Below are 23178 nucleotides of genomic sequence, written 5' to 3' on the forward strand. Positions count from 1 at the left end.
CTCCTGTCCCTCTAGGGTCATCCGGTGACAACTAGCAGCGCGCAGAAGGCCCTCGTCGGTGTGCGGGAACGGCTTGTGCCGGGGTATTCGGGGGGTTCCGGTGTGGCGGGGTGGGTCGGTCCCCTCGTCGTCGCCGTGGTGGCCGGGGTTCTGCGGTTCTGGGAGTTGGGGCGGCCTCGGGGGCTGGTGTTCGACGAGACGTATTACGCCAAGGACGCCTGGGCGTTGCTGCGGCTCGGGTATGAGGGGAGCTGGCCGGATCGGAAGACTGCCGATCCGGGGATCCTGGCGGATCCGCAGGTCGTGCCGCTCTCCGACGCCGGGGCCTTCGTCGCGCATCCGCCCGCCGGGAAGTGGGTGATCGCCGTCGGGGAGTGGGGGTTCGGGCTCGATCCCTTCGGCTGGCGGTTCATGACGGCGCTTCTCGGCACCCTGTCCGTGCTGATGCTGTGCCGTATCGGGCGGCGGTTGTTCCGGTCCACCGTGTTGGGGTGTCTGGCCGGCGCCCTGATGGCCGTCGACGGTCTGCATCTGGTGATGAGCCGGACCGCGCTGCTCGATCTCGTCGTCATGTTCTTCGTCCTGGCGGCGTTCGGGTGTCTGCTGCTCGACCGGGACGGGGCGCGGGCGCGGCTCGCCGATGCGCTCCCGGAGGACGGGGACGGGGACGGGCACGTACGGCCGGATCCCGATGTGGGCGGGCGGGCCACTGCCGGGTGGCGGCCCTGGCGGATCGCGGCCGGGTGTCTGCTGGGGCTCGCCGCCGCCACCAAGTGGAACGGGCTTTATTTTCTTGCCTTCTTCGTGGTGCTCACGCTCCTCTGGGACGTCGGCGCGCGGCGCGTCGCCGGGGCCCGGCGTCCGTACCGGGCGGTGCTGCGCAGGGACGCCGGACCGGCGCTGCTGTCGCTCGTGCCGGTCGCCGTGGTGACGTATCTGGTGACGTGGACGGGCTGGTTCCTGTCCGACGACGGCTACGGGCGGCACTGGGCCGACGGCCGCGGCGGCCCCTGGTCGTGGATACCGGCTCCGCTGCGGAGTCTGTGGCACTACGAGGCTCTGGTGTACCGGTTCAACGTCGGGCTTCATACGCCGCACAAGTACGAGTCCAATCCCTGGAGTTGGCTCGTGCTCGGCCGGCCCGTGCTGTTTCACTACGAGTCGTCGGGAGGCGGCCGTGTGCAGACCGTTCTCGCCCTCGGTACGCCGCTGTTGTGGTGGACGGCGTGCGCCGCGCTCGGGTACCTGCTCTACCGGTGGGCGCTGCGCCGTGACTGGCGGGCCGGGGCGGTCCTGTGCGCGGTGGGCGCCGGGTATCTGCCCTGGTTCCTGTACCAGGACCGCACCGTCTTCTCCTTCTACGCCGTCGTCTTCGTGCCGTATCTCTGTCTGGCCGTGGCGATGCTGCTGGGTGCGCTGCTCGGGCCGCCGGGGGCGGGGCGGCCGAGGCGGGTGCGGGGTGCGGTGGCCGCGGGGGTGCTCGTGCTGCTCATCGTCTGGAACTTCGTCTACTTCTACCCGCTCTACACCGGGCAGAGCATTCCCTACGACGGCTGGCGGGCCCGGATGTGGCTCGACACCTGGGTGTGACGCTCACGCTCCGGGGCCGCCTCAACCGCCGCACGCCGTGCGGATCTTGTAGAACGTGCTCAGGTAACGGGCGTGGTACGTCGCGTCGGCGATGCGGACCAGTGCCTCGTCGGCCGAACGCAGCGACGAGCCGATGAAGTTGGCGCTCCCGGTGTAGACGCGGGGCGTCAGGTCGCCGTTGTAGTCGCCGTCGATCAGCATCTCCTTGTTGTGCGGACGTACGTCGATACCGGGGCCGTTGGGGATACGGCAGCGGCGGTGCTGGATGCCGGCGGCGGTCAGCCGGGTGGTGATCGCGGAGTCGCTCTCGGCGTAGACGATGTCGATCCAGCAGCCCCTGGCGCGGAGTTGGGCGAGTTTCTGGGCGACCTGGACGCGTGAGCCGAAGAAGCTGTGCATCACGATGCGGATGTCGGTCTGGTGGCGCAGCCCGTCCGTGCCGGTGTAGGCGCAGCGGACCTCGTCGAGCGCGTTGACGACGGTGTCCGTGGCCGGGTTGTAGTAGGAGCGGTCGGCGCGCGGGAAGAAGAAGGCGCGGTACGGCGATCCGGTCGGGGTGGAGAAGTACGCGTTGTTGTTGCCGCGGACGAGGGTGCGGCCGACGCGGAGCCTCTCGTGGTAGGTGACGTACCCGTCGTACACCGCGTTGTCGGCGAAGGTGACGGCGTCGTTGAAGGACTCGACCTTGTACCAGTGGGAGAGGTTCGAGGAGGTCTGGAAGACGACCTTGGAGTAGCTGGTGCCGTCGTCGAAGGGGCCGATCCGGGAGAAGACGAAGAACTTGTTGTGGTTGTACGCCGGTTGGGGCGGGGCGACGGCCAGGCAGCCGCGCTGGACGTCGTCCACGCCGTCGGCGTCCTCGAACCGGTCGTCGCAGACGACGATCCAGGAGCGGGCGGAGTCGTTGGTGCCGAGGCCCGCCTTGAGCGCCTGGTAGGGGGCGTTGGGGTACTCGACGCCGTCGCCGTTGACGTACGTGGAGTCGTCCACGACGAGCCGGACGTCGACGCCGCGCCGGTGGGCGGCGAGCAGGGCGTTCGCGACCTCCTGGTCGTTGAACTCCAGGACGGCGCCGCGGATCTGGGCGCCCGCCGGGGTCGCGTCGATGAGCTGGACGAGCTGGGTGAAGACCGCCTTCTGCTGGGCCGGGGTGCCCAGCGGGTCGTTGAAGACGGGGCCGCCGACGACCGGCTTGGTCAGCGCGGCGGCCGGGGCCGCACCGGCGAGGACGAGGGTCGCCACCAGGGTCAGGACGGCGGCGACGGCGGCAGCGGCCGTGCCGGGCACCGTGCGTGGACAACGGGCGGAATGCGGTCGCTTCGTCGCAGGCGTCATCGTCGCTTTCCTACTTTCACGGACCTTCACCGGGCCTTCACCAGGCATGCACCGGGCATGCACGGGAACAGTGAGATGAATTGCCCGTGAAGACACGTAAAAGCTCGTAAAAGTAGGAAAGTCATCCGAAAATCGGCGCTTCGGCCGTACGCCCTGGCCTCAATGAGTGACGCGGCGTCAGTCGTCCGGCCACAGCGACGGCGTCGGAGGCCCGCCCGTGACCCGGTGGTACGCGGCCCGCGCGTGGACGACGCGGGCGAGGGCCGTGCCGAGGAGCGTGGCCGCGCACAGGCAGGACAGCCACAGGGTGTCCCGGTGCCCGGCCCAGGTGAGGGTGCCGGCCGGCGGGATCGCGAAGCCGTTGAGGAACAGCCAGCACAGCACGGCCGTCCCGGGCGCCGCCGTGAAGCGGGCGCACACACCGAGCAGCGCGGCCAGCAGGGACAGCGCGGCGAGGGCGAGGCCGGGGTGGTCCGTGCCCACCAGGAACGTGTGGACGGCGACCAGGGCCAGCGCCCCGCCGCAGGCGGTGGCCCACACCAGCGGTGTCGCGACGGGACGGGGCACGGGACGCGAGCCGGTCCGGAACGCCACCCACTCGACCATGCTCCACGTCTCCTTCCGGTCCTCCCCAGGCCCGCGGGGCACCGGCCGCCACGCCGTCGTGGACCTCGGCCATTGTCCCACTCGGCGGTCGGGCCCCTGTCCCGCCGCCGGAATTCCGCGCTGGCTAGGGTGTCAGGGGCCGTTGTTCGACGTAACGTCGCTTTCGGACAGCGCACAACATGCAGGACTCAGCAGACAGGGGGCAGTCGTGGGTGGTCCGCGCCTGAGCAGTACGCCGTTGCCGGGGATCGGGGTCCGCTACGACCTGACCACGCGGGAACAGCGCCGGGTGTCCGTCGTCGCGCACCGCGACGGCGCCCGCACGTTCAACGCCTACCAGGAGGACGATCCGGACGCCTGCGCCCTGTCGGTGCGGCTGACCGCGAACGAGGCGGGGGCGCTCATCGACGCGATGATGCCGACGCACCACAGCCCGAACCTGCTGTACACCACCGAGCTGGGACTGGTGGCCGAGCGCATCGAGCTGCCGTCGGTCTCGTACTGGAACGGGCGGCTCCTCGGCGACACCCATATGCGCACCGAGACCGGGGTGTCGATCGTGGCGGTGCTGCGCCGCGCCGAGGCCGTGCCGTCGCCGAAGCCGGACTTCCGGCTGGTCGGCGGCGACATCCTCATCGTGATCGGCACCCGGGAGGGCGTCGACGCGGCGGCGGCGATCCTCGAACGGGAGTGACCGGGACCCCGCAGCCGGCCGGCGGTCTCACACCGGGCGCAGCGGGCGCGCCGGCCAGTCCAGCAGCCGTGCCCCGATCACGGCCGTGTGGATCATGTACCGCTGGGCCGGGTCGGTCGGGTCCGCGCCGGTCAGCGCGTGGACCCGGTCGAGCCGGTAGGTGAGGGCCCGCACGCTGAGCGACAGCCGCCGGGCCGCCGCCGCGGCCACGCACCCGGTGTCGAAGTAGGCGCCGAGGGTCTCCAGCCAGGGCACCGCTCCCCCGCGGGCCCCCTCCAGCGGCCCGAGGACGTTGTGGACCAGGTCGACCAGCGCCTGCCGGTCCCGCGCGAGCACCGGGAAGACGAGCATGTCGGCGGCGCGCAGCAGCGGCTCGTCGAAGCCCATCCGCTGGGCCACGTCCAGCGCGTTGAGCGCCTCCTCGTAGCTGTGGCCGATGCCGAGCGTGCCGGGCCGCGGGCGGCCGATCGCGGCCTGGGCCCGGTCACCGACGGCGGCGTAGGCGTGCTTGGCGAAGTGGGTGAGGACGTCGTCCTGGTCGGAGGGGGCGACACACACCATCCGGCCGTCCTTGGTGGTGAACAGGATGCGCCGGTTCTCGAACCGGGCGAACAGCTCGCTCGCCACCTGACGGGGCACGGGGTCCGTCTCGTCGTACTTCTCGGGGCCCTCGGCGACCGCGACCGCGTGGGCGCGGGACAGCCGGAACCCGAACCGTTCGGAGCGGGCGGCGAGCGCGCCGGAGTCGCCGCGACCGTGCAGGAGGTCGTCGATGAACTCCCGGCGGGCCGCCTCCTCCTTGCGGATCACGAGGCGCTGCGCGCGCTCGTAGCCGTCGGCGAAGGCGTCCATGGCCTGTTCGACGACGGCCAGGACACTGTCCGGGTCGGCCGCCCGCGGCCTGCCTTCGCGGCCGACCACGAGATGGGCGCGCACCAGGCCGCGCCAGCCGTGCCCGGCCTCGGCGGCCCGCGCGCCGAGCGCCCGGCGGGACTCCAGTTCGTCGCGGGTCAGCCGGCGGCCGGTGGTGGCGGCGTCCGCGACGATCTGCTGGAAGCCGTCGAGGAACGGTGCGTAGGGCAGGCCCTCGTCGGCACCGGCCGCCTCGGGGGTCTCGGCCTCGCGCGGTTCTTGAGCAGCCGGCTCCGGCGCCGGGAAGGCGGCCGCCGCGCCGGGCGCGAACACCGGCCGGCTGCCGTACTCAGTGGCCTGCATGGACGGCTCCCGCGGCGTCGGCAGAATCGGCATCAGCAGCACCGGCGACACCAGGGGCATCACTGACACCAGGGGCATCGGTCGTACCAGAGACATCGGTGGCACCGGCTGTCCCGACAGTACCGGCCGCGCCCGTGGCGCCCACCGCCCCGGTCCCCCGGCGGGACCCGGTCCGCGCCGTGATCCTGCGGGCCACCGGCTCCGTCCAGCGGGCGGCCAGCGGTCCCAGGACGACCAGGATCAGCACGTACGCCGTCGCCAGCGGTCCGATACGCGGTTCGACCCCTACGGCGAGACCGGCGATGACGATGGAGAACTCGCCGCGCGCGACCAGCGTGCCGCCCGCCCGCCAGCGCCCCTTCGCGGAGATGCCGGCCCGCCGCGCCGCCCAGTAGCCGGTGGCGATCTTCGTGAGGGTGGTGACGGAGGCCAGCGCGAGCGCCGGGAGGAGGACGGGCGGGATGGCCGACGGGTCGGTGTGCAGGCCGAAGAAGACGAAGAAGACGGCGGCGAACAGGTCCCGCAGCGGGGTGAGAAGGCTGCTGGCGCCCTCGGCGACCTCACCGGACAGCGCGATGCCGACCAGGAACGCGCCGACGGCCGCCGAGACCTGGAGGTGCTGGGCGATACCGGCGACGAGCAGGGTCAGGCCGAGGACGACGAGCAGCAGCATCTCGGCGTTGTCGGAGGAGACCGCGCGGCTGATCAGCCGGCCGTGACGCAGGGCGACGTAGAGGACGCCGCCGACCGTCCCCAGGGAGATCAGCAGGGTGACCGTGCCACCCGCCAGGCTCACCCCGGCGAGCAGGGCGGTGAGGATCGGCAGGTAGACGGCCATGGCGAGGTCTTCGAGGACCAGGATGCCGAGGACGACCGGGGTCTCGCGGTTGCCGAGTCTGCGCAGGTCGCCGAGGACCTTGGCGATCACGCCGGACGACGAGATCCAGGTGACTCCGGCGAGCGCGACGGCGGCGACCGGGCCCCAGCCGAGCAGCAGGGCCATGGCGGCGCCGGGGGCGGCATTGAGGACGAAGTCGACGGCGCCCGAGGGGTACTGCGTCTTGAGGTTGGTGACGAGTTCGGAGGCGCTGTACTCCAGGCCGAGCAGGAGCAGCAGCAGGACGACGCCGATCTCCGCGCCGGTGGACACGAACTCCTCGCTGGCGCTCAGCGGCAGGATGCCGCCCTGCCCGAAGGCGAGGCCGGCCAGCAGGTACAGGGGTATCGGGGAGAAACCCACCCGTCCGGCGAGGCGTCCCAGCAGGCCCAGGACGAGGATGATGGCGCCGAGTTCGATGAGCATGGCTGTGGTGTCGTGCACGGGCGTCTGTCCTCCGTGTCGATTCGGTGGCGGCGTCTGTGCCGTTGCGGGTGCCGGCGGCGCGCTGTTCGGCGCGGATGGGTCGTCCGTCCCCTACGGGACCCGGGCGGGGCCTTGGGGGTGCGGTGGGGTTCGGGTCAGGGCTCCCGTACGGGTCGTACGGTCGCGGGTGCGGGTCGTACGGGCCGGGTGTACGGGGGTGGTGTGCGGGCCGGGTGTACGGGTCGGTCGTACGGGTGGCGTACGGTCGTCGGTCGCGTGCGGTCGTCGGTCGCGTGCGGGGTGTGGTGGCTGTGGGGTGTGCGCCGGTGCGTCGGGCCGGTGGCCCCCGTCAGAGGTGCTGCGGGGCTACGGCGTGCTGGTGCGGCGGGTGAAGGGTGAAGTGCGGCGCGGGGGCGGCGGGGCCTGCCGGCGCGCCGGGCGGTGACTCAGACCGCGGCGTCGGTATCAGGAACGCGGTCGCGAGCGGCGTTGTCGACGCGCACGCGGATGACTCGACCCATGTCACGCCCCCTCTGCTCGCGTCGGTGCCGGTTACACGACCGAACACCCCGCCGGAGCGGGCACGCGCCCGGGCGGAGTGTAAGTGTTTGGTAAAGGAGTCTACCTCATACCGGCAACCGAAGATCACCTGAACCGGCGGAGCAAGGGTTTACGCAGGTCAGGGCAGGTCAGCGCCGATACGGCCGACGGCGTCCGCGCGGCCGGTGCGGATCGAAGAGCTGGCCCGCCATCCCGGCGAGCACCAGCCCGGTGGCGATCAGCAGCCCGTCGGGGATCACCACCCCGGTGATCAGTACGGCGAGGGCGACGGCCAGCGCCCACCAGGCGCCGGTGCGCCGGTACTCGCGGGGGCGGGAGGGGCGGCCCGTGCTCATGGCCCGGGCGAACCGGGGATCGTCGCGCTCGAACCGTGCCGCGAGGGCGATCAGCCTCTCGTCGTCGAACTGGGCGGCCATGGCTTCTCCTTCCCGGGACGGGACGCGGCACGGCGCGACGCGGTTCCACCACCGGTCACGGACCGCCGTACGGCGGCGGGTGGGCCGGGGACGCGGATGCGCGTGGAGCCGAACGTGAGGACGAGCATGAGGGGACGAGCGTCGAGAGGGTGAGCGTGACGAGGCGGGCGGTGCGGGGCCGGTGGTGCGGGCGGACGGCGCGGGGCCGTCGGTACCGGCCGGTGAGGTGGGACGCGGGCGGACGGGTGCGGCGGGGTGGTCCTCCGGGACGCCGGCACGGGGCCGTTTCTCCGGTGGGGGCCCCGGCACGGGAGACGTGGTGCGGCTGTCTCGACCGACTTCAGCCTTTCGCCCTTCGGCGTCTCCCGCCATCAGGCTCACCCTGCATTCTTCCTGGGGCCCGACCCCTACAAACGCCCGTGCGCGTCCCCCATGTCAGGGGTGGGAGCAGGGTCTCCGCCCGCTGGTCCTCGAAGTCGGGCAAGTGAGCGTAACCATGTATGAGTGAGTGTCGTTGCCAGAGCGTGAATCTGACGGAATGGGCGAAGACGCAGGGCGTGCATCCGCAGACCGCCTATCGCTGGTTCCGTGACGGGACCTTGCCGGTACCGGCTCAGCGGGTCGGGCCGCGCACGATCCTGGTGAACATCAACGCGAACACGACGCCCGAGGCCATCGGGGGTCTGGGTCTGTATGCCCGCGTTTCCTCGCACGACCAGAAGACCGATCTGGAACGCCAGGTCGCCCGGCTGTCGGCGTGGGCGGCGAAGGCCGGTCACCGGGTCGTTCGGGTCGAGGCGGAGATCGCTTCCGGGATGAACGGCTGCCGTTCAAAGGCTCGACGTCTGCTGGCCGACCCGAACGTCATCACCGTGGTGGTGGAGCACAAGGACCGGCTCGGCCGGACGAACGTCGAGCTTGTCGAGGCCACCTTGTCCGCCGCGGGCCGTCGCCTGCTGGTCCTGGACGACGGCGAGGCCGAAGACGATCCGGTGCGGGACATGATGGAGGCAATGACGTCGTTCTGCGCCCGCCTGTACGGGCGCAGGTCGGCCAGGAACCGCGCCCGCAAAGCACTGGAAGCCGCCAAGCATGGCTGACCTCCGCCCGATCACCGCGCCGTTCGTCGCTCCCGGTCCGTTCGGTGTGGCGGTTCGTACCCGGCTGGGGGACCTCACGCCCGAGGACGAGAGGGTTCTGCGCACGGTGGGTGCGCACCTGGGCTCGCTCGCCTCGAGGGACCTCAAAGCGCGTTGCAGGGACGGCCTGGAGCACTCCGCCCCGTCATGGGCGGCCCGTAAGCGGGACCTGACGGCCGAGTCGTCGTCCCGGTGGGCCGGGTCGATCACGAAGGCCACGCATGATCAATGGGCACTCGCCCGGCGCGGCCAGGCCGCGCACATCCAGTCCCTCGAAGCCGGTGTCACGACGATCCGGCACCGGCTGTCGCTGCCGGTCGGGATGAAGGGCACCAAGCGGACGCCGGGCGGCTACCGCTGCGCGCACGAGTGGTTCCACAAAGCACGCCGCCTGCATGTGCTGGAGAACCGGCTCGATCAGGTTCGGGCCGACCGGGAAGCGGGCCGGGTGCAGGTCGTGCGGGGCGGCAGCCGTCTGCTGGGCACCCGTCACAACCTCGACAAGGCTCAGCTCACGGAGGCCGGGTGGCGTGAGCGGTGGGAAGCCGGGCGCCGGTTCCTCCGAGCGGACGGCGAGTCGGGGAAAAGGTTCGGCAACGAGACGATCCGCATCACGCCCGAGGGCGAAGTGTCGATCAGGCTCCCGGCCCCGCTCGCCGATCTGTGCAACGCCAGGCACGGCCGGTACGTACTCGCTGCGAAGGTGCGCTTCCCGCACCGGGGGCAGGAGTGGGCCGACCGTGTGGAGGCGAACCGGGCCGTGGCCTACCGCATCCACTACGACACAGGGCGCGGACGCTGGTACGTGGACGCCTCCTGGCAGATCCCTCCCGCCTGGACCATCCCGCTCGAAGCCGCCCTCGTCGAGGGTGTGATCGGCGTGGACACCAACGCCGATCACCTCGCCGCCTGGCGCCTCGACACACACGGCAACCCGATGGGCCGACCACGCCGGTTCTCCTACGACCTGTCGGGCAACGCCCAGCACCGCGACGCCCAGGTCCGGCACGCCCTCACGCGCCTGCTGAACTGGGCCAAGACCTGCGGCGTCCAGGCCATCGCGGTCGAAGACCTCGACTTCCAAGCCGACAAGACAAGAGAGAAACACGGACGCAAACGCCGATTCCGGCACCTCGTCTCCGGCATGCCGACCAGCAGGCTCCGCGCCCGGCTGGCCTCCATGGCCGACGCCACAGGTATCGCGATCATCGCCGTGGACCCGGCCTACACCAGCAAGTGGGGCGCCCAGCACTGGCAACAGCCGCTGACCGGCCCCACCCGCACCACCACCCGGCACGATGCGGCGAGCATCGCGATCGGACGACGCGCCCAAGGACACCCGATCCGGCGACGGACGACACCGCCCCGTGCACACCAGAGCGATATGCACGGGCATCGGACCGTCCAGGCCGACCGGCGTGCCCCTGGGCATGAGGAACCCCGCCCCCGCATCCCCGGACCACGGACACGATCCGTGCCGCCGAACGCGGCGAGCACGCGGGCGACCAGGACATCCAAGACCGTTGGGGATGCCCGCGGTGACCAGGCATGGGTCCAGGACTCACTCCTGCGCACTGATTAGGAACGGTTACATGGGTGCTGTCACCTACATGGGTGCTGTCACGGATGGCAGCCGTCCGCCTCACCGACCAGGCTGAATCGTGGAGGCCCGGCGGGTGCGGAGGGCCATGTCGAGGAGGCGATGCGCGGTGCCCCTGTTCTGGCGGATCTTCTTGCTGAACGCCGTCGTGCTGGTGACGGCCGCCGCGCTGCTGCTGGGACCGGTCACCGTCTCCACGCCCGTCCTGCTCACCGAGGCCGCGGTCCTCACCGGCGGTCTCGCCGCGATGCTGGTGGCCAACGCGCTGCTGCTGCGGGTCGGGCTCGGTCCGCTCCAGCGCCTCGCCCGCGCCATGCGCACCACCGATCTGCTCCGCCCGGGGCGGCGTCTCACGGTCCACGGGCACGGCGAGATCGCCGAGCTGATCGCGGCGTTCAACGCCATGCTCGACCGGCTGGAGGACGAGCGCGCCACCAGCAGCGCCCGCGCGCTCTCCGCCCAGGAGGCCGAGCGCCACCGGATCGCCCAGGAGCTGCACGACGAGGTGGGCCAGACCCTCACCGCCGTCCTCCTCGAACTCAAGCGGGTCGCCGACCACGGGCCGCCGGAGATGCGCGCCGAACTGCACCAGGTGCAGGAGACCACCCGGGGCAGCCTGGACGAGATCCGCCGTATCGCGCGCCGGCTGAGACCCGGCGTCCTGGACGAGCTGGGCCTGGCCAAGGCCCTCAAGGCGCTCGCCACCGAGTTCACCAAGCCGGGCCTTTCGGTACGGCACCGGCTCGACCCCGATCTGCCGCCGCTCGGCCGCGACGCCGAACTCGTGCTGTACCGGGTGGCGCAGGAGGGCCTCACCAACACCGCCCGGCACTCGGGCGCCCAGCACGCCGAACTCGCCCTGCACCGCACCCCGTCCGGCGTCGGGCTGATCGTCCGGGACGACGGCAAGGGCATCGGCGACGCGCCCGAGGGCGCCGGTATCCGGGGCATGCGGGAACGTGCCCTGCTGATCGGCGCCGACCTCACGGTGGGACCCGGCCCGGCCGGGGGCACGACGGTGTCCCTGGCCGTCCCGGTCCCCACCCACCCGAGAGCCACCGCCGCCGCTCCCGACACCGCCCCGGACTCCCCCGCCGAACCCGACGTCCCCCGCTCAGCCGTCCTCGACCCAGCCGCCCCCGACCCCGACCGGACGCCCTGACCTCATGACCGACCAGTCCAAGAACCAGCCCAGGAACCAGCCCAAGGGCCAGGCCGAGCAGCCGCCCACCCGCATCCTCCTCGCCGACGACCACGCGCTCGTGCGGCGCGGGGTGCGGCTCATCCTGGACGGGGAGTCCGATCTCGTCGTCGTCGCCGAGGCCGACGACGGGGCGGAGGCCGTCGCGCAGGCCCGCGCCCTCCGCCCCGATCTGGCGATCCTCGACATCGCCATGCCCCGGCTGACCGGCCTCCAGGCCGCCCGGGAACTCTCGCGCGTCCTGCCCGACCTGCGCATCCTCATCCTGACCATGTACGACAACGAGCAGTACTTCTTCGAGGCGCTCAGCGCCGGCGCCTCCGGGTACGTGCTGAAGTCGGTCGCCGACCGCGATCTGGTCGAGGCGTGCCGGGCGACGATGCGCGGGGAGCCGTTCCTGTACCCCGGCGCGGTCAGCGCCCTGGTCCGCAACTACCTCGACCGCGTCCGGGAGGGCCGGGCGCTGCCGCCGCGGGCCATCACCGAACGGGAGGAGGAGATCCTCAAGCTGGTCGCCGAGGGGCACACCTCGCAGGACATCGCGGATCTGCTGGTCATCAGCCCCAAGACGGTCGAGCGGCATCGCGCCAACCTGTTGCAGAAGCTGGGGATGAAGGACCGTCTGGAACTCACCCGGTACGCGATCCGGGTGGGTCTCATCGAGCCGTGAGCGGGTCGTCGTCCGGCACGGTGACCGGCTCCCGCTCCGGCGCGGGCCTGCGCTCCAGCGACAGCCCGCGCTCCGGCGAAGGCTCCCGATCCGGCTCCCGGAGCGAAGGCTGCCGCTCCGCCTCCGGCCCGCCCGCCGACGGCCTCACGTCCTCGACGCCGCCCTCGGCACCCCTCGCGTGCTCAGCGTCCCCGGCCGCGTCCCCGGCCACGTCTGCGGCCGCCTCCACAGCGGCGTCCGTCGGCTTCCGTCCCGCCCCCATCGCCCTCAGCACCCATGCCAGCAGATGCGCCCGCTGCGCGACGACCGGGCCCAGCACGGCGAGGACCAGGACGTATCCGGCGATGAACGGCCCGAGCCTGCGGTCGAGACCGGCGCTGGCGGCCATCGCGGCCAGGATCAGCGCGAACTCGCCGCGGGCGACCAGCGTGGTGGCGATGTCGGCGGCGTGCGTCGGGCCGTAGTGGTACAGCCGGGCGACGAGCAGGCCGGCGATCACGTTCATGACGATGGTCAGGCCGGCGGCCGCGGCGACCGGGCCGGCGACCGCGGCGACGACACCGGGGTCGATGGCGAGCCCGAAGGCGAAGAAGAAGATCGCGGCGAAGGCGTCCCGCAGAGGATGGACCAGTTTGCGGATCCGGGGGCCGGACGGGGTCCCGGCGAGGATCAGGCCGACCATGAAGGCGCCGATGGCGTCGGCGACCCCGAGGAGTTCGGAGACCCCGGCGACGAGGACGGCCGCGCCGAGGAAGCTGATCACGAGCAGCTCGTTGTCGCGGACCTGGATGAGACGGCCGATCAGCCGGATGCCGTAGCGGGCGGCGGCGGCCAGCACCAGCAGGAACCCGAACGCTTTGCCGGCCTCCAGGACGATGTTCGTGACGCCCTGGGCGCCGCCGATGACCGGCTGGAGCGCGGCCAGGTACAGGGCGAGGAAGATGTCCTCGACCACGATGACGCCGAGGATCAGCCGGGTCTCGGGGCGCCCGATCCGGCCCTGGTCGATCAGGATCTTGGTGACGATCGCGGACGAGGAGATGCCGAGGACCCCGGCCAGCACCAGCGCCTCGCGGACGCCCCAGCCCAGGGCGAGGCCGAAGCCGAGGCCGGCTCCGACGTTCAGCGCGAGATAGATGCCGCCCGCCGCCAGCAGCCGTCGGCCGCCGCTGCGCAGGTCGTCGACCTGGAACTCCAGCCCCAGATAGAACAGGAGCAGCACGAGACCGAGCGCGGAGAGCATCTCGAAGTCGTGCGCGTCCTGGACCAGGACGAGCCCCGGGGTGTGCGGGCCGAGCAGTATGCCGGCGAGCATGAACAGCGGGATGGTCGGGAGTCCGATCTTGCCCCCCAGCCGGGCGAGAACGGCGGCGGCGACGAAGGCGCCGCCCATGGCCAGCAGCGTGTCAGCATGTCCCACGGATCACCGCCTTCGCATACGTGTACGGTCGTCGCGGTCGCTTCACATCGCGGGGCTGGATACCGGCCCTCCTTCGTTCACGGCGTGCGGTGGGTGTGATCCACGCTTTCACGACCGTGCCCCTCACAACCATCGGTGCCGACCCCCATTTCGCGTGGGGGCCGGCACCCATGAGAAGGTAAAACCGCAGGTCAGTCGGTTACTTCGACCTTCCCGTTGAGCGCCGCCGGGTCGGTCGTGGCGGCCGCGCCGGCCGTGCCCGCGGTGACCTCGGCGGGCGCGCTGTCACGCCGCGTGATGCCCTTGAGCAGTTCGGCGAGGTCGAAGCCGGTGGTGGCGCCGAGGAGTTCCATGCCCTGGGCGACGTTGTCGGCGACCGCGCGCGGCAGGCGGCCCGCGCCGTCCGTGGAGATCACGGTCATCTTCTCGATCGCGCTGAGCGGCTCGGACGCCTTGGCGACCACCTGCGGCAGCACCTCGACGAGCATCTGGAGGACGGCCGCGTCGCCGTACTGGTCGAAGGCGTCGGCCTTCTTGCGCATGGCCTCGGCCTCGGCGGAGCCCTTCGCGGCGATCGCGGCGGCCTCGGCCTCACCCTCGATGCGGACGGCGTCGGCGAGCGCGGCGCGGTGCGCCTTCTCGCCCTCACCGGTGAGCCGGGAGCGCTGGGCGTCGGCCTCGGCCTGCTTGACCAGGGCGACCCGGCGGGCCTCGGCCTCCTGCTCGGCCTGGTAGCGGGCGGCGTCGGCGGGCTTGCGGACCTTGGTGTCCAGCTCACGGTCGGTCAGCGCGGCCTGGCGCTCGGCGACCTTCTCCTGCTCGCTGAGGACCTCCTGCCGACGGGCGGCCTCGGCCAGCGGACCGGCCGCCGCGGCGCGGGCCGCGGCCTCGTCGGTCTCGGCCTTGATCTCGGCCTGCTTCAGCGCGAACGTGCGCTGGGCGACGGCGATCTCCTCCTCGGCCTTCAGCCGGGCCTGCTCGGCGGCCCGCCGGGCCACGGCCTCGGCGATGTCGGCCTCCTGCTTGGCGCGCGCGGCCTCGGGGCGGCCGAGGTCCTCCAGGTAGGAGCCCTCGGTGGTGATGTCCTGGATCTGGAAGGCGTCCAGCACGAGGCCCTGGCCGGAGAGGCTGGCCTCGGCCTCCTCCGCGACCTGCCCGGCGAACGCGGCCCGGTCCCGGATGACGTCCTCGACCGACATCCGGCCGACGATGGCGCGCAGCGCGCCGGACAGCACTTCCTGGGTGAAGCCGACGATGCCGTCCTGCTGCATCAGGAACCGCTGGGCGGCGGCGCGGATCGAGTCCTCGGTGCCGCCGACCTTGACGATCGCGACGCCTTCGAGGTTGGCCTTGATGCCGCGCAGGGTGACCGCGCCGCGCACGGCGACGGGGATGTGCCGCGAGGACAGGTCGAGGGTGAACCGCTGCTGCACGAACGGCACGACGAACACTCCGCCGCCGACGACGACCTTCTGGCCGCTGTTGTCGGTGAACACCCGCCCGGTCTCCGGGTCGGTGGCCGTCTTGCCGCGCCGGCCGGTGACGATGAACGCCTCGCTCGGTCCGGCCACCTTGTACCGGGTGACGACGACGAGCGCGAGCAGCACGAGGAGGACGAAGACCCCCACGACCGCGAGTACGACTGGACTCATGAGAGTGCCCCCACATCACGTACGGAATGAACAGAAAAAGATCGAGGCCGGCGGGGCTCAGCGGTCGACGGGGCGGACCACGACGGAGGTCGCCGACGGCGCCGCCTCCACCCACACCTCGGCGCCCCGGGCGATCGCCACCGCGCTGCGCGCCGCGCACTTCACCGGCTGCCCGGCGAGCCGCAGCAGCACCTCGCCGTAGCCGCCCATGGGAATGGCGGTCACGACCTTGCCGGCCGTGCCCACGAGGTCGTCCCCGCGCGGCGCGACGGCGGTCCGCCCGCGCATCAGGGCGCGTGAGAAGCGGTACGTCGTCCAGGCCGTGCCCGCGCCGAGAACGGTGCCGACGGCCGTGGCGCCCACCGGGCCCGCGCCGGCCGCCCCCATGGCGATGGCCCCGCCGAATCCGAGCATCGCCGTGAATCCGGCGATGACGGGCAGCGAGAGCCAGCCGTCGAACAGGCCGTCCAGCGCGCCGTCGAAGACTCCCTCAAGAATTCCGTCGAAGACCAGCGACAGGGCGAGCAGCGCGACCCCCGTGAAGCCGAGTCCGAGAAACCAGGCCATGCGCACCGTCCCCCTCTCACCTGCCGCCGGTCTCCGGCGTGGGTCGATCCTCGCATACGGGTGCCACCGGGTTCATTGCCGTGTTCCGGCAGTCTTGGCGCCCTTTTCCATGCCGTACTCACGCGTACGTGACCATGTCCTCACCCTCCGGTTCGGGCCGGTTCCTGTCACCGTCACGTCACAGGTCGGCTATCGGGCGAACCTTCTGGTTCGTCCGCTCTGTCTGCCTGCACGGGGCGCCGAGAGCCGGTGCCCGCACGATCTGCCTCGGGGGACTCGATGCGGTACGGACACGGTGTGCGCAGGACGCTGGTGACGATGGCGGCGGTGGCGGTGGCCGCGGTGGGGACGGCCGGGTGCCAGCCCGGTGACAGCGAGGTGGGGGCGGGAGGGGAGCCGGGGACGAGCGGTTCGACCACGAGCACGCCGGGCACGCCGAGTGCGCCGAGTGCGCCGAGCGCCTCGGGAACGCCGGGCAAGGACACCGCCTCCCCGAGCGCCGACGCCTCCGCCGCGAAGTGTGCCGCCGACGCGCTGGAGGTGGCCGCCCGGCAGGCCGCCGAGCGGCCGCAGGGCACGGGGACCGGCGCGGCGGTCGTGACGTTCACGAACGTGTCGGGCACGCCGTGCGTCCTGGAGGGTCATCCGTCGGTCGCGGGCGCCGGCAACGGCTCGCCCGAGCACAACTCCCCGCTGGCCGTGACCCCCTCCGGTTCCGCGGCGCCGGTGACGGTGGCCGCGGGCGGCAAGGCGTGGGTGAAGCTGACCTTCGTGCAGGTGCAGGGCGAGGGGGACGGCTATTGCGCGTCGGGCGCGGATCCGGTCACGTACCCGACGCTGGTCGTCGGTCTGCCGGGCTCGGGTGCGCACCAGGTCGCCCTGGACGACGGGGTGTTCGCGGAGTGCGACAACACCGTGACCGTCACCGCGGTGTCGGCGACGGAACCCGCCTGACCGCAACCGCCAGCGCCCCGGTCACCCCCGTCGAGGCCAGCGCCAGGGCCGTCATCGCCGTTGCCGGGGAGGTGAGTTGGGCCAGGGAGCCCGCGAGGACCGCGCTCACGCCCTGGGCGGCGAGCATGCCGGAGGAGTGCAACCCGAGGGCGTGGCCGCTCAGTTCGGGCGGGGTGCGGGCCATCAGACGCTCCTGCTGGACCAGGCTCGCGCCGAAGCCGACGGAGGCGAGTCCGGCGCAGAGCGCGGCGAGCGGCAGCGCGGGGCGCAGCGCGAACAGGAGGTAGGGCGCGGCCAGCAGGAGCAGCAGCGGGGTGTCCAGGCGGGTGCGGACGGCGGGCGGCAGGAGCCGTCCGACGGTCACGTCCCCGGTGAGCATGCCGAGCGCCGCGCACGCGAACAGCAGGCCCGCCGCCTCGGGGTCGTACGGCACGAAGAGGGCCTCGCAGCCGACGATCAGGCCGTTGGGCAGCCACAGGCCCAGGTAGAGGAGGCGGCGGGGGCGGGAGGACCACAGGACGGCGTTGGTCCGCCAGGTCGCCGCGGGTGAGGGGCGGCCGGAGGCGCGCGCCGGGCGGGCGGTGAGGCCGAGGCGGGTGATCGCGGCGGCGGTCGCGTACAGGAGCCCGGCAAGGAGCAGGACGGCGCTCGGGGGCAGGGTGGTGAGCAGGGCGCCGCCGATGGCGTAGCCGGTGATCTGGGTGAGGCCGCTCGCGATGTTGAAGAGCGAACGCCCGGTCAGATAGCGGTTCTTGGGCAGGATCTCGGTCAGCAGGCCCCAGCGGACGCCGCCGCCGAGGGAGGCGGTCAGCCCTTGGAGGAGGACCACGGCGACGACCGCCCCGACCGGCAGTCCCGGCAGCGTGAGCAGGGCCGTGGCGGCGGCGAAGGAGAGGGAGACGCCGGTCAGTGCCGTTCTCGGGGGCAGCCGGTCGGCGGCCGAGAGGAGCAGGGTCGCGCCCAGCACCTGGGCGAGGGACGGGCCGAACATGCTGAGCGCCGACAGCAGCGGTGAGCCGGTGGCGCGGTGGACGAGGGTGCCGAGGGCGAGTCCGCCGGCCGTCTGGGCGGCGGTGTGCGCGGCGGTGGAGAGGAAGAGCGGGGTGAACTCGGGGGTGCGGAAGAGGAGTCGGTAGGAGGGGGCGGTCATGGGCGGAGTCTCGGGCGGGCCCGTCGGCCGTCGATAGTGTTGCGCGGCAGCGCGAAACGTCGTACGGGCCGGGAGGGTTGGGGAGATGGGCTGGTGGCAGGTGAACGCGGACACGCTGGCGGGCAGCCGCTTCGTGGTCTCGCCGCTCGCCGAGACCTTCGCGAGCCTGAAGCTGCTGCACGCGGGCACCGGCGCGCACCCCGGTGAGCGGGACTGGCTGCGTGCCCATCTGCCGGACTACCGCGCCCTGTTGGCCGCCGACCCGGTGACCGCGCGGCTGGTGCGGGCCGGGCTCGGGCGGGACTGGATCGCCGACTTCCTGACGCCCACCCCTCGCGAGGGCGAGACGTTCGCGGAGGGCGTGGCCCGGATCCGGGCGGCCGGTCCGGCGGACGCCCGCGCCCATCTGCGTCTCTCGCTCGCCGGACCGCTCCCGGCCGAGCTGGACCGCGACGACCTGCCCGAGCGGGCGGCGGCGCTCCTGGAGCGGGTGTGGGAGACGTCCGTACGGCCGTACTGGGAGCGTCGGCGGCGGGTGCTGGAGGCCGATGCCGTGGCGCGGACCGCGCAGGTCGGCCGGGGCGGCTGGGCGGCGGTGCTGGACTCGCTGCGGCCGGGCACGCGCTGGCTGGGCGGGAGCCGTTTCCAGGTCAATCTCCACGCGTACCCGCCGCGCGAGGTCTCCGGCGCCGAGCTGCTGTTCGTGCCGGTCACCCCGCGGACGGGCTGGGTGTCGTGGGAGGGGCGGGAGCGGTACGCGCTCGTGTACCCGTGCGCGGGGGTGCTGGCCGGGGACCGGCGGGAGCGGGCGGTCCCGGCGGCCCTGGGCGCCCTGCTCGGGCCCGCGCGGGCCGCCGTCCTCGTCCTGCTGGCGACACCGCTGAGCACGACCCAGCTCGTCGCCCTCACCGGGCAGCGGCTCGGTTCGGTGGGCCGGCATCTGCGGGTCCTGCGGGACGCGGGCCTGGTGGAGCGGCGGCGGGCGGGCCGGTCGGTGCTGTACTCGCGGACGGGGGCGGGCGAGGCGGTGGTGGAGGCGCCGGAGTTAGCATCCGGGCATGACTACTGATGCCGCTTCCTCCCCCCTCGCCGTCGAGATCGGCGCCCTCAAGGGCGGCTCCGCGGAGCTCGCGCAGTACGCGGGCCGGGCCGTCCTGATCGTGAACGTGGCCTCCAAGTGCGGTCTGACCCCGCAGTACACGGGTCTGGAGAAGCTCCAGGAGCGGTACGCCGCGCAGGGCTTCACCGTGCTCGGGGTGCCCTGCAACCAGTTCCTCGGGCAGGAGCCCGGCACCGCCGAGGAGATCGCCGAGTTCTGCTCGGCCACCTACGGTGTGACGTTCCCGCTGACCGAGAAGGTCGAGGTGAACGGCGACGCGCGGCACGCCCTCTACGAGCGTCTGGTGGGCTTCGCGGACGCGGAGGGCCACACCGGCGACATCCGCTGGAACTTCGAGAAGTTCCTGATCGGCCGGGACGGCACGGTCGTCGCCCGGTTCTCCCCGCAGACCGAGCCGGAGTCCGCCGAGATCGTCGCCGCGGTCGAGGCGCAGCTCGCCGGTTGACCCTCCCCCAGGGGCAGAGTCGAGCCTTCTCCTCGCCGGGCGGAACGGCCGCCCGGTGACGGAGGACGACATGGTGGACGTGTCCGGGGACGGCGAGCTGCTCACGATCGGCGCGTTCGCCGCGCGGGCCCGGCTGTCGGCCAAGGCGCTGCGGCTCTACGACCGGCTGGGCCTGCTGGCTCCGGCCCGGGTCGACGCGGTGAGCGGTTACCGCTACTACCGCGCCGGCCAGGTGGAGCGGGCCCGGCTGGTCGCGCTGCTGCGACGGCTCGACATGCCGCTCGCCCGGATCGCCGAGGTGCTCGACACCCCGGAGCCGGAGGCGGCGGGCGAACTGCTGGCCGCCTACTGGGCGGACGTCGAGAGCCGGTTCGCCGCGCAGCGCGCGCTCGCCGGGTACCTCCGTGGCCGACTGTCGGGGAGGAGTTCCGAGATGTACGAGAAGTTCGAGGTCAGCCTGGTCGAGGTGCCCGAGCAGGTGATCATCGGGGAGACGCGGCACACCCTCGCGGAGGACCTGCCGGTGTGGATCCCGGCGTCCCTCGGCCGGCTGGAGGAGGCGGCCGGCGTGTGCGGAGGGATCGCCGCCGCTCCCTTCGTCGTGTACTACGCCGACGTCTCCGAGGAGAGCGACGGTCCCGCCGAGGCTTGCGTCCCCGTCGGGGACGGGGCGGCCGCGCGGGCCTGGGCGGAGGGCCAGGCCCGGACCCGCCAGGTCCGGGCCCGGGTGGAACCGGCCCGGCGCCTGGCCCGCACCCGGATCACCAAGGCCCAGGTGGCCGCCCCGCAGATCCTCGCCGCCTACGAGGCCGTGGAGGCGTGGATCGAGCGGGAGGGCTGGCAGTACGACGGTCCCTGCCGCGAGATCTACTTCGCGGACTGGGACGCGGCGGGCCCGGAGGACCCGGTGTGCGACGTGGCGTTCCCGGTGAAGCGGGCCTGACGACTGCCCGGACGGGGAAACGCCGAGCCCCCTCGGCTAGGACGGCGAGCTGGTCGAGGGGGCTCTTTGGGTGGTACCTGTGCAGTTGTCGTGCGTAACCGGCCGAGGCTGAGGGAGGTGCCCTATGCCTTGACCGATGCCACGAAGACGTTCCAGGCGTCGGCGGGGAAGGCCAGGGTCGGGCCCTCGGTGACCTTGGAGTCGCGGACGGCCATGGCCGCCGGGACGGGGGACTTGATCTCGACGCACGCGCCGTTGCCCTGGGAGTAGGAGGACTTGACCCACTCGTTCGCGGCGCCCTGCTGGATTGCCATGTTCGCTCCGGTAGTCAGTTGCTGAGTTGCTGTCACCACGCCGTGCGTTGGTCTCCGTCTGCACGGCAAGGATTGCGCCAACGTTGTTGCTCGATGGCGTGATCGACGCTACTCGCCAACATCGAGATGCGGAGCGGCCGTTCACCCGTCCGGATGACATATTCCCCGGGGAGTTTCCGCCACCCTGGGCAAGGGTGTATCTTGCGGCGCCTCACCTCGACCGGTGGCTACGAGGTGCCTTCCCTGGCGTATTCCTTCGCCACCTGCTGGATGAACTCCCGTGTCTGGTCCGCGTTCAGGGCCTGCGCGCAGATGCTCGTACATCACGCTGTACCTCTGCACGTCCTGCGGCTTCTCCAGATACAGGTCGCTGGTGACACCCTCGATGTAGACCACACTGGAGTCGGCCGCGTCCGGGAACTCCAGGATCGCGTACTGCCCGCTCACCCCCGGGTGGGCGCCCATCGTGAACGGGATCAACTGCACGGTGATGTGCGGCAACTGGGACATCTCCAGCAGGTATTCGAGCTGCTCGATCATCACCTGGCGGTTGCCGACCCGGCGGCGCAGCGCCGCCTCGTCCAGGACCGCCCACAGCCGCAGCGGGTTCTCGCCGGTGGAAATACGTTCCTGTCGGCGCAGCCGCACCTGGATCCGCTTGTCGATGTCCTGCGGCGGAGCCTCGGGCAGCGCGCCCGAGATCAGCGCCTCGGCGTACTGCCGGGTCTGGAGCAGACCGGGCACGACCTGGGGGTCGTAGACGCGCAGGCTCGCCGCGTCGGTCTCCAACCCGATGTAGACGCTGTACGGGACGTCGCCGAAGGCGTGCCACCAGCCCTGCTGGCGGGAGTCCTTGGCCATCTCCATCAGCGAGTCGACCATCCGCTGGTCCTCGACCTCGTACACCCCGCACAGGTCGCGGACGTCCCGCTGGCTGATGCTGCGGCGGCCGTTCTCCAGCCGGCTGATCTTCGACTGGGACACCAGCAGCCGCTCGGCGACCTCCTCGGCTGTCATGCCCTTGAGCTCACGGAGCCGACGCAGCTCCTGGCCCAACCGGCGTCGCCTGACGGTGGGATTGACATTGGACGCCACGGGACGCGCACCTCCGGCTGCATGCCTGTATTCGACACTTTGCGTATCTGCTGTTCAGCAGACTGCCACCAAGGCACTTTCCACCGCTGGAAAACGGTGGATATGCGGGCGGTACACGCCAGTTCGGATCAGCCTCGGTCGCCTGCCGTGACATGCGTCCGCGCGGGACGGTGACTGCATCACCGTCCCGCGCGGGCCGCGGCGGCTCCCGAACGGGTCGTAGGGGGCCCGCCGGCACTGCTGCCGACGGGTCCCGTCTGTTTCCTGCCGTGCGCCGTCCTGCCGGCGCGGGTGTCGTGGAACTGCGGCTCAGTGGGCCACGACACGCGCCATCGGACCGCGGCGCGGCTGCGCCGGAACGCCACGGGCGGGTTCCGGAGCGGGCCTCGGTCCTGGTCCGGCCTGTCGGCCGGCCGGGGCCGCCGGGTTGCGGCGCGGCTGGGCAGCCGCGCCGTTCTGGACGTCCATCACGGCGTGCGCCACGAGTCCGCCCATCGGGTCGTGCCTGATCAGGTCCCGCAGCCGGGAGCGGGACGAGCGTCCCTCGTTCCCCGGATACAGGTGCTTGCCGAGGCCGACCGCGTGCGCCAGTGCGGCGAGCGCCGCGGTCCGCGGGTCCGGCGGGACGCCGGTGCGGATCGCGGAGTCCAGCCGGGCCCTGATCTCCCGGCTGATCTCGGTGTCCGTCGCCTGGTAGCGAGTCGTCGGCAACACCCCGCACATCTGTCCCGCCACGGCATGCACCATGCCGCACCGTTCGAGATGCGAGAGGTAGGTCTGGCGTAGCCCGAGACGCGGCCCGCCGATCCAGTGGACGGCCCGAACCGGAGCGCCACGCCTTCGCAGCAACTCCAACGCGCAGTCCAGTGTCGGATCTCCTGTCGGCCGTGGGGACACCACGGCGATACGATCCCCGTCAGGGGCTATCCGTCCGGCCAGCGCCAGCTCCACTAGCTGTGCTCCGGCCAGACCAAGGTCGAGCGACTGCGGCTGTGCGGTGGTACCCGTGGTCGGGTCCAACGCCAGCAGAAGAAGCTCTTCCGGAATCGTTCTGCGGCTCCTGCCCATCCATGCCTCCCCGCGTGGATGAATGACAGGGTGACCCCTCTCACATTGGTCTGTCGAGGGTGCGTGACCTGTTTGTAGTGGAACCAGTAGGTATGTCGTTCTCGTCTACCGCAGGAGCCG

The 23178-nt window shown here is 72.2% G+C and carries 21 protein-coding genes and 1 pseudogene; 10 read left to right on the forward strand and 12 right to left on the reverse strand.

The genetic code is table 11. From position 1 onward, the window contains the following. Positions 1 to 60: 60 nt before the first annotated feature. Positions 61 to 1590, forward strand: a complete 1530-nt coding sequence (locus tag AFM16_RS16980) for a dolichyl-phosphate-mannose--protein mannosyltransferase (protein ID WP_245177981.1) — start codon at positions 61 to 63, stop codon at positions 1588 to 1590. Between the two features lie 21 nt (positions 1591 to 1611). Here AFM16_RS16980 and AFM16_RS16985 read toward each other — a convergent pair whose 3' ends face one another. Both AFM16_RS16985 and AFM16_RS16990 read right to left on the reverse strand, forming a co-directional pair. Continuing rightward, positions 1612 to 2877, reverse strand: coding sequence for a phospholipase D-like domain-containing protein (locus tag AFM16_RS16985; RefSeq protein WP_245177715.1), 1266 nt, complete (start codon positions 2875 to 2877; stop codon positions 1612 to 1614). A 225-nt stretch (positions 2878 to 3102) separates the two neighbouring features. After that, positions 3103 to 3531: a hypothetical protein gene (locus AFM16_RS16990; RefSeq protein ID WP_030784900.1), complete on the reverse strand. Its 429-nt coding sequence runs from the start codon at positions 3529 to 3531 to the stop codon at positions 3103 to 3105. Positions 3532 to 3739: 208 nt separating this feature from the next. Here AFM16_RS16990 and AFM16_RS16995 point away from each other — a divergent pair, with 208 nt between their 5' ends. Further along, the gene (locus AFM16_RS16995) at positions 3740 to 4225 is read left to right on the forward strand and encodes a cation:proton antiporter regulatory subunit (protein ID WP_470648940.1); all 486 of its coding nucleotides are present in this window, start codon (positions 3740 to 3742) and stop codon (positions 4223 to 4225) included. 27 nt (positions 4226 to 4252) lie between these two features. Here AFM16_RS16995 and AFM16_RS17000 read toward each other — a convergent pair whose 3' ends face one another. The 3 genes from AFM16_RS17000 to AFM16_RS17010 all read right to left on the reverse strand — a co-directional run bounded on the left by AFM16_RS17000 (position 4253) and on the right by AFM16_RS17010 (position 7720). After that, complete coding sequence (locus tag AFM16_RS17000; RefSeq protein ID WP_078636984.1) at positions 4253 to 5440, reverse strand: PucR family transcriptional regulator; 1188 nt, start codon at positions 5438 to 5440, stop codon at positions 4253 to 4255. Beyond that, positions 5427 to 6761 (reverse strand): cation:proton antiporter, encoded by a 1335-nt coding sequence (locus AFM16_RS17005; RefSeq protein WP_078633816.1) that lies wholly within the window; start codon positions 6759 to 6761, stop codon positions 5427 to 5429. Before AFM16_RS17005 ends, AFM16_RS17000 begins: the two co-directional genes overlap by 14 nt. 671 nt (positions 6762 to 7432) lie before the next feature. Beyond that, positions 7433 to 7720, reverse strand: a complete 288-nt coding sequence (locus tag AFM16_RS17010; RefSeq protein WP_030784913.1) for a DUF3040 domain-containing protein — start codon at positions 7718 to 7720, stop codon at positions 7433 to 7435. Between the two features lie 524 nt (positions 7721 to 8244). Here AFM16_RS17010 and AFM16_RS17015 point away from each other — a divergent pair. The 4 genes from AFM16_RS17015 to AFM16_RS17030 all read left to right on the forward strand — a co-directional run bounded on the left by AFM16_RS17015 (position 8245) and on the right by AFM16_RS17030 (position 12330). Continuing rightward, positions 8245 to 8820 carry an IS607 family transposase gene (locus AFM16_RS17015; protein WP_078633817.1) on the forward strand — a complete coding sequence of 192 codons (576 nt, stop codon included), beginning with the start codon at positions 8245 to 8247 and terminating at the stop codon, positions 8818 to 8820. Then, the gene (locus tag AFM16_RS17020; RefSeq protein WP_078633818.1) at positions 8813 to 10441 is read left to right on the forward strand and encodes an IS200/IS605 family element transposase accessory protein TnpB; all 1629 of its coding nucleotides are present in this window, start codon (positions 8813 to 8815) and stop codon (positions 10439 to 10441) included. Before AFM16_RS17015 ends, AFM16_RS17020 begins: the two co-directional genes overlap by 8 nt. Before the next feature lie 127 nt (positions 10442 to 10568). Next, entirely contained in the window at positions 10569 to 11621 is a 1053-nt protein-coding gene (locus AFM16_RS17025) for a HAMP domain-containing sensor histidine kinase (protein WP_078633819.1), read from the forward strand. 4 nt (positions 11622 to 11625) lie between these two features. Beyond that, positions 11626 to 12330, forward strand: coding sequence for a response regulator (locus tag AFM16_RS17030; RefSeq protein WP_078633820.1), 705 nt, complete (start codon positions 11626 to 11628; stop codon positions 12328 to 12330). Here AFM16_RS17030 and AFM16_RS17035 read toward each other — a convergent pair. The 3 genes from AFM16_RS17035 to AFM16_RS17045 form a co-directional block, all read right to left on the reverse strand. Further along, complete coding sequence (locus AFM16_RS17035; protein ID WP_245177716.1) at positions 12317 to 13750, reverse strand: cation:proton antiporter; 1434 nt, start codon at positions 13748 to 13750, stop codon at positions 12317 to 12319. The genes AFM16_RS17030 and AFM16_RS17035 overlap by 14 nt on opposite strands. Positions 13751 to 13941: 191 nt before the next feature. Then, positions 13942 to 15402, reverse strand: a complete 1461-nt coding sequence (locus AFM16_RS17040; RefSeq protein WP_030784926.1) for a flotillin family protein — start codon at positions 15400 to 15402, stop codon at positions 13942 to 13944. Positions 15403 to 15459: 57 nt separating this feature from the next. Beyond that, a complete protein-coding gene (locus tag AFM16_RS17045; RefSeq protein WP_078633821.1) occupies positions 15460 to 15969 on the reverse strand; it encodes an NfeD C-terminal domain-containing protein in 510 nt (169 codons plus the stop codon). Positions 15970 to 16248: 279 nt separating this feature from the next. Between AFM16_RS17045 and AFM16_RS17050 the strand changes: the two genes are divergently transcribed. Further along, positions 16249 to 16923, forward strand: coding sequence for a DUF4232 domain-containing protein (locus tag AFM16_RS17050; protein ID WP_078633822.1), 675 nt, complete (start codon positions 16249 to 16251; stop codon positions 16921 to 16923). On the opposite strand, the gene AFM16_RS17055 is transcribed toward AFM16_RS17050, so the two are convergent. Beyond that, positions 16892 to 18073: an MFS transporter gene (locus tag AFM16_RS17055; RefSeq protein WP_078633823.1), complete on the reverse strand. Its 1182-nt coding sequence runs from the start codon at positions 18071 to 18073 to the stop codon at positions 16892 to 16894. The two genes, AFM16_RS17050 and AFM16_RS17055, sit on opposite strands and share 32 nt — an antisense overlap. A gap of 85 nt (positions 18074 to 18158) precedes the next feature. Here AFM16_RS17055 and AFM16_RS17060 point away from each other — a divergent pair, with 85 nt between their 5' ends. The 3 genes from AFM16_RS17060 to AFM16_RS17070 are packed head-to-tail and all read left to right on the forward strand — an operon-like array spanning position 18159 to position 20581. Further along, positions 18159 to 19142, forward strand: a complete 984-nt coding sequence (locus AFM16_RS17060) for an ArsR/SmtB family transcription factor (RefSeq protein WP_078633824.1) — start codon at positions 18159 to 18161, stop codon at positions 19140 to 19142. Continuing rightward, positions 19132 to 19638, forward strand: coding sequence for a glutathione peroxidase (locus AFM16_RS17065; protein ID WP_078633825.1), 507 nt, complete (start codon positions 19132 to 19134; stop codon positions 19636 to 19638). Before AFM16_RS17060 ends, AFM16_RS17065 begins: the two co-directional genes overlap by 11 nt. Before the next feature lie 55 nt (positions 19639 to 19693). Further along, complete coding sequence (locus tag AFM16_RS17070) at positions 19694 to 20581, forward strand: MerR family transcriptional regulator (protein ID WP_078633826.1); 888 nt, start codon at positions 19694 to 19696, stop codon at positions 20579 to 20581. A gap of 122 nt (positions 20582 to 20703) precedes the next feature. Here AFM16_RS17070 and AFM16_RS17075 read toward each other — a convergent pair whose 3' ends face one another. The 3 genes and pseudogenes from AFM16_RS17075 to AFM16_RS17085 form a co-directional block, all read right to left on the reverse strand. Then, complete coding sequence (locus tag AFM16_RS17075; RefSeq protein WP_030784945.1) at positions 20704 to 20895, reverse strand: DUF397 domain-containing protein; 192 nt, start codon at positions 20893 to 20895, stop codon at positions 20704 to 20706. Between the two features lie 227 nt (positions 20896 to 21122). Further along, positions 21123 to 21990: pseudogene (locus AFM16_RS17080) on the reverse strand (helix-turn-helix domain-containing protein). A 309-nt stretch (positions 21991 to 22299) separates the two neighbouring features. Further along, entirely contained in the window at positions 22300 to 23058 is a 759-nt protein-coding gene (locus tag AFM16_RS17085; protein WP_030784949.1) for a GOLPH3/VPS74 family protein, read from the reverse strand. Positions 23059 to 23178 lie beyond the last annotated feature (120 nt).

Source organism: Streptomyces antibioticus (assembly GCF_002019855.1).
Lineage (GTDB): Bacteria > Actinomycetota > Actinomycetes > Streptomycetales > Streptomycetaceae > Streptomyces > Streptomyces antibioticus_B.

Excerpts from the sequence above, each read along its gene's own strand:
- AFM16_RS16990 (WP_030784900.1), bottom strand. The coding sequence starts at position 3,531 with ATGGTCGAGTGGGTGGCGTTCCGGACCGGCTCGCGTCCCGTGCCCCGT.
- AFM16_RS17000 (WP_078636984.1), bottom strand. The coding sequence starts at position 5,440 with ATGCAGGCCACTGAGTACGGCAGCCGGCCGGTGTTCGCGCCCGGCGCG.
- AFM16_RS17010 (WP_030784913.1), bottom strand. The coding sequence starts at position 7,720 with ATGGCCGCCCAGTTCGACGACGAGAGGCTGATCGCCCTCGCGGCACGG.
- AFM16_RS17020 (WP_078633818.1), top strand. The coding sequence starts at position 8,813 with ATGGCTGACCTCCGCCCGATCACCGCGCCGTTCGTCGCTCCCGGTCCG.
- AFM16_RS17030 (WP_078633820.1), top strand. The coding sequence starts at position 11,626 with ATGACCGACCAGTCCAAGAACCAGCCCAGGAACCAGCCCAAGGGCCAG.
- AFM16_RS17040 (WP_030784926.1), bottom strand. The coding sequence starts at position 15,402 with ATGAGTCCAGTCGTACTCGCGGTCGTGGGGGTCTTCGTCCTCCTCGTG.
- AFM16_RS17045 (WP_078633821.1), bottom strand. The coding sequence starts at position 15,969 with ATGGCCTGGTTTCTCGGACTCGGCTTCACGGGGGTCGCGCTGCTCGCC.
- AFM16_RS17050 (WP_078633822.1), top strand. The coding sequence starts at position 16,249 with ATGCGGTACGGACACGGTGTGCGCAGGACGCTGGTGACGATGGCGGCG.
- AFM16_RS17055 (WP_078633823.1), bottom strand. The coding sequence starts at position 18,073 with ATGACCGCCCCCTCCTACCGACTCCTCTTCCGCACCCCCGAGTTCACC.
- AFM16_RS17060 (WP_078633824.1), top strand. The coding sequence starts at position 18,159 with ATGGGCTGGTGGCAGGTGAACGCGGACACGCTGGCGGGCAGCCGCTTC.
- AFM16_RS17065 (WP_078633825.1), top strand. The coding sequence starts at position 19,132 with ATGACTACTGATGCCGCTTCCTCCCCCCTCGCCGTCGAGATCGGCGCC.
- AFM16_RS17075 (WP_030784945.1), bottom strand. The coding sequence starts at position 20,895 with ATGGCAATCCAGCAGGGCGCCGCGAACGAGTGGGTCAAGTCCTCCTAC.
- AFM16_RS17085 (WP_030784949.1), bottom strand. The coding sequence starts at position 23,058 with ATGGGCAGGAGCCGCAGAACGATTCCGGAAGAGCTTCTTCTGCTGGCG.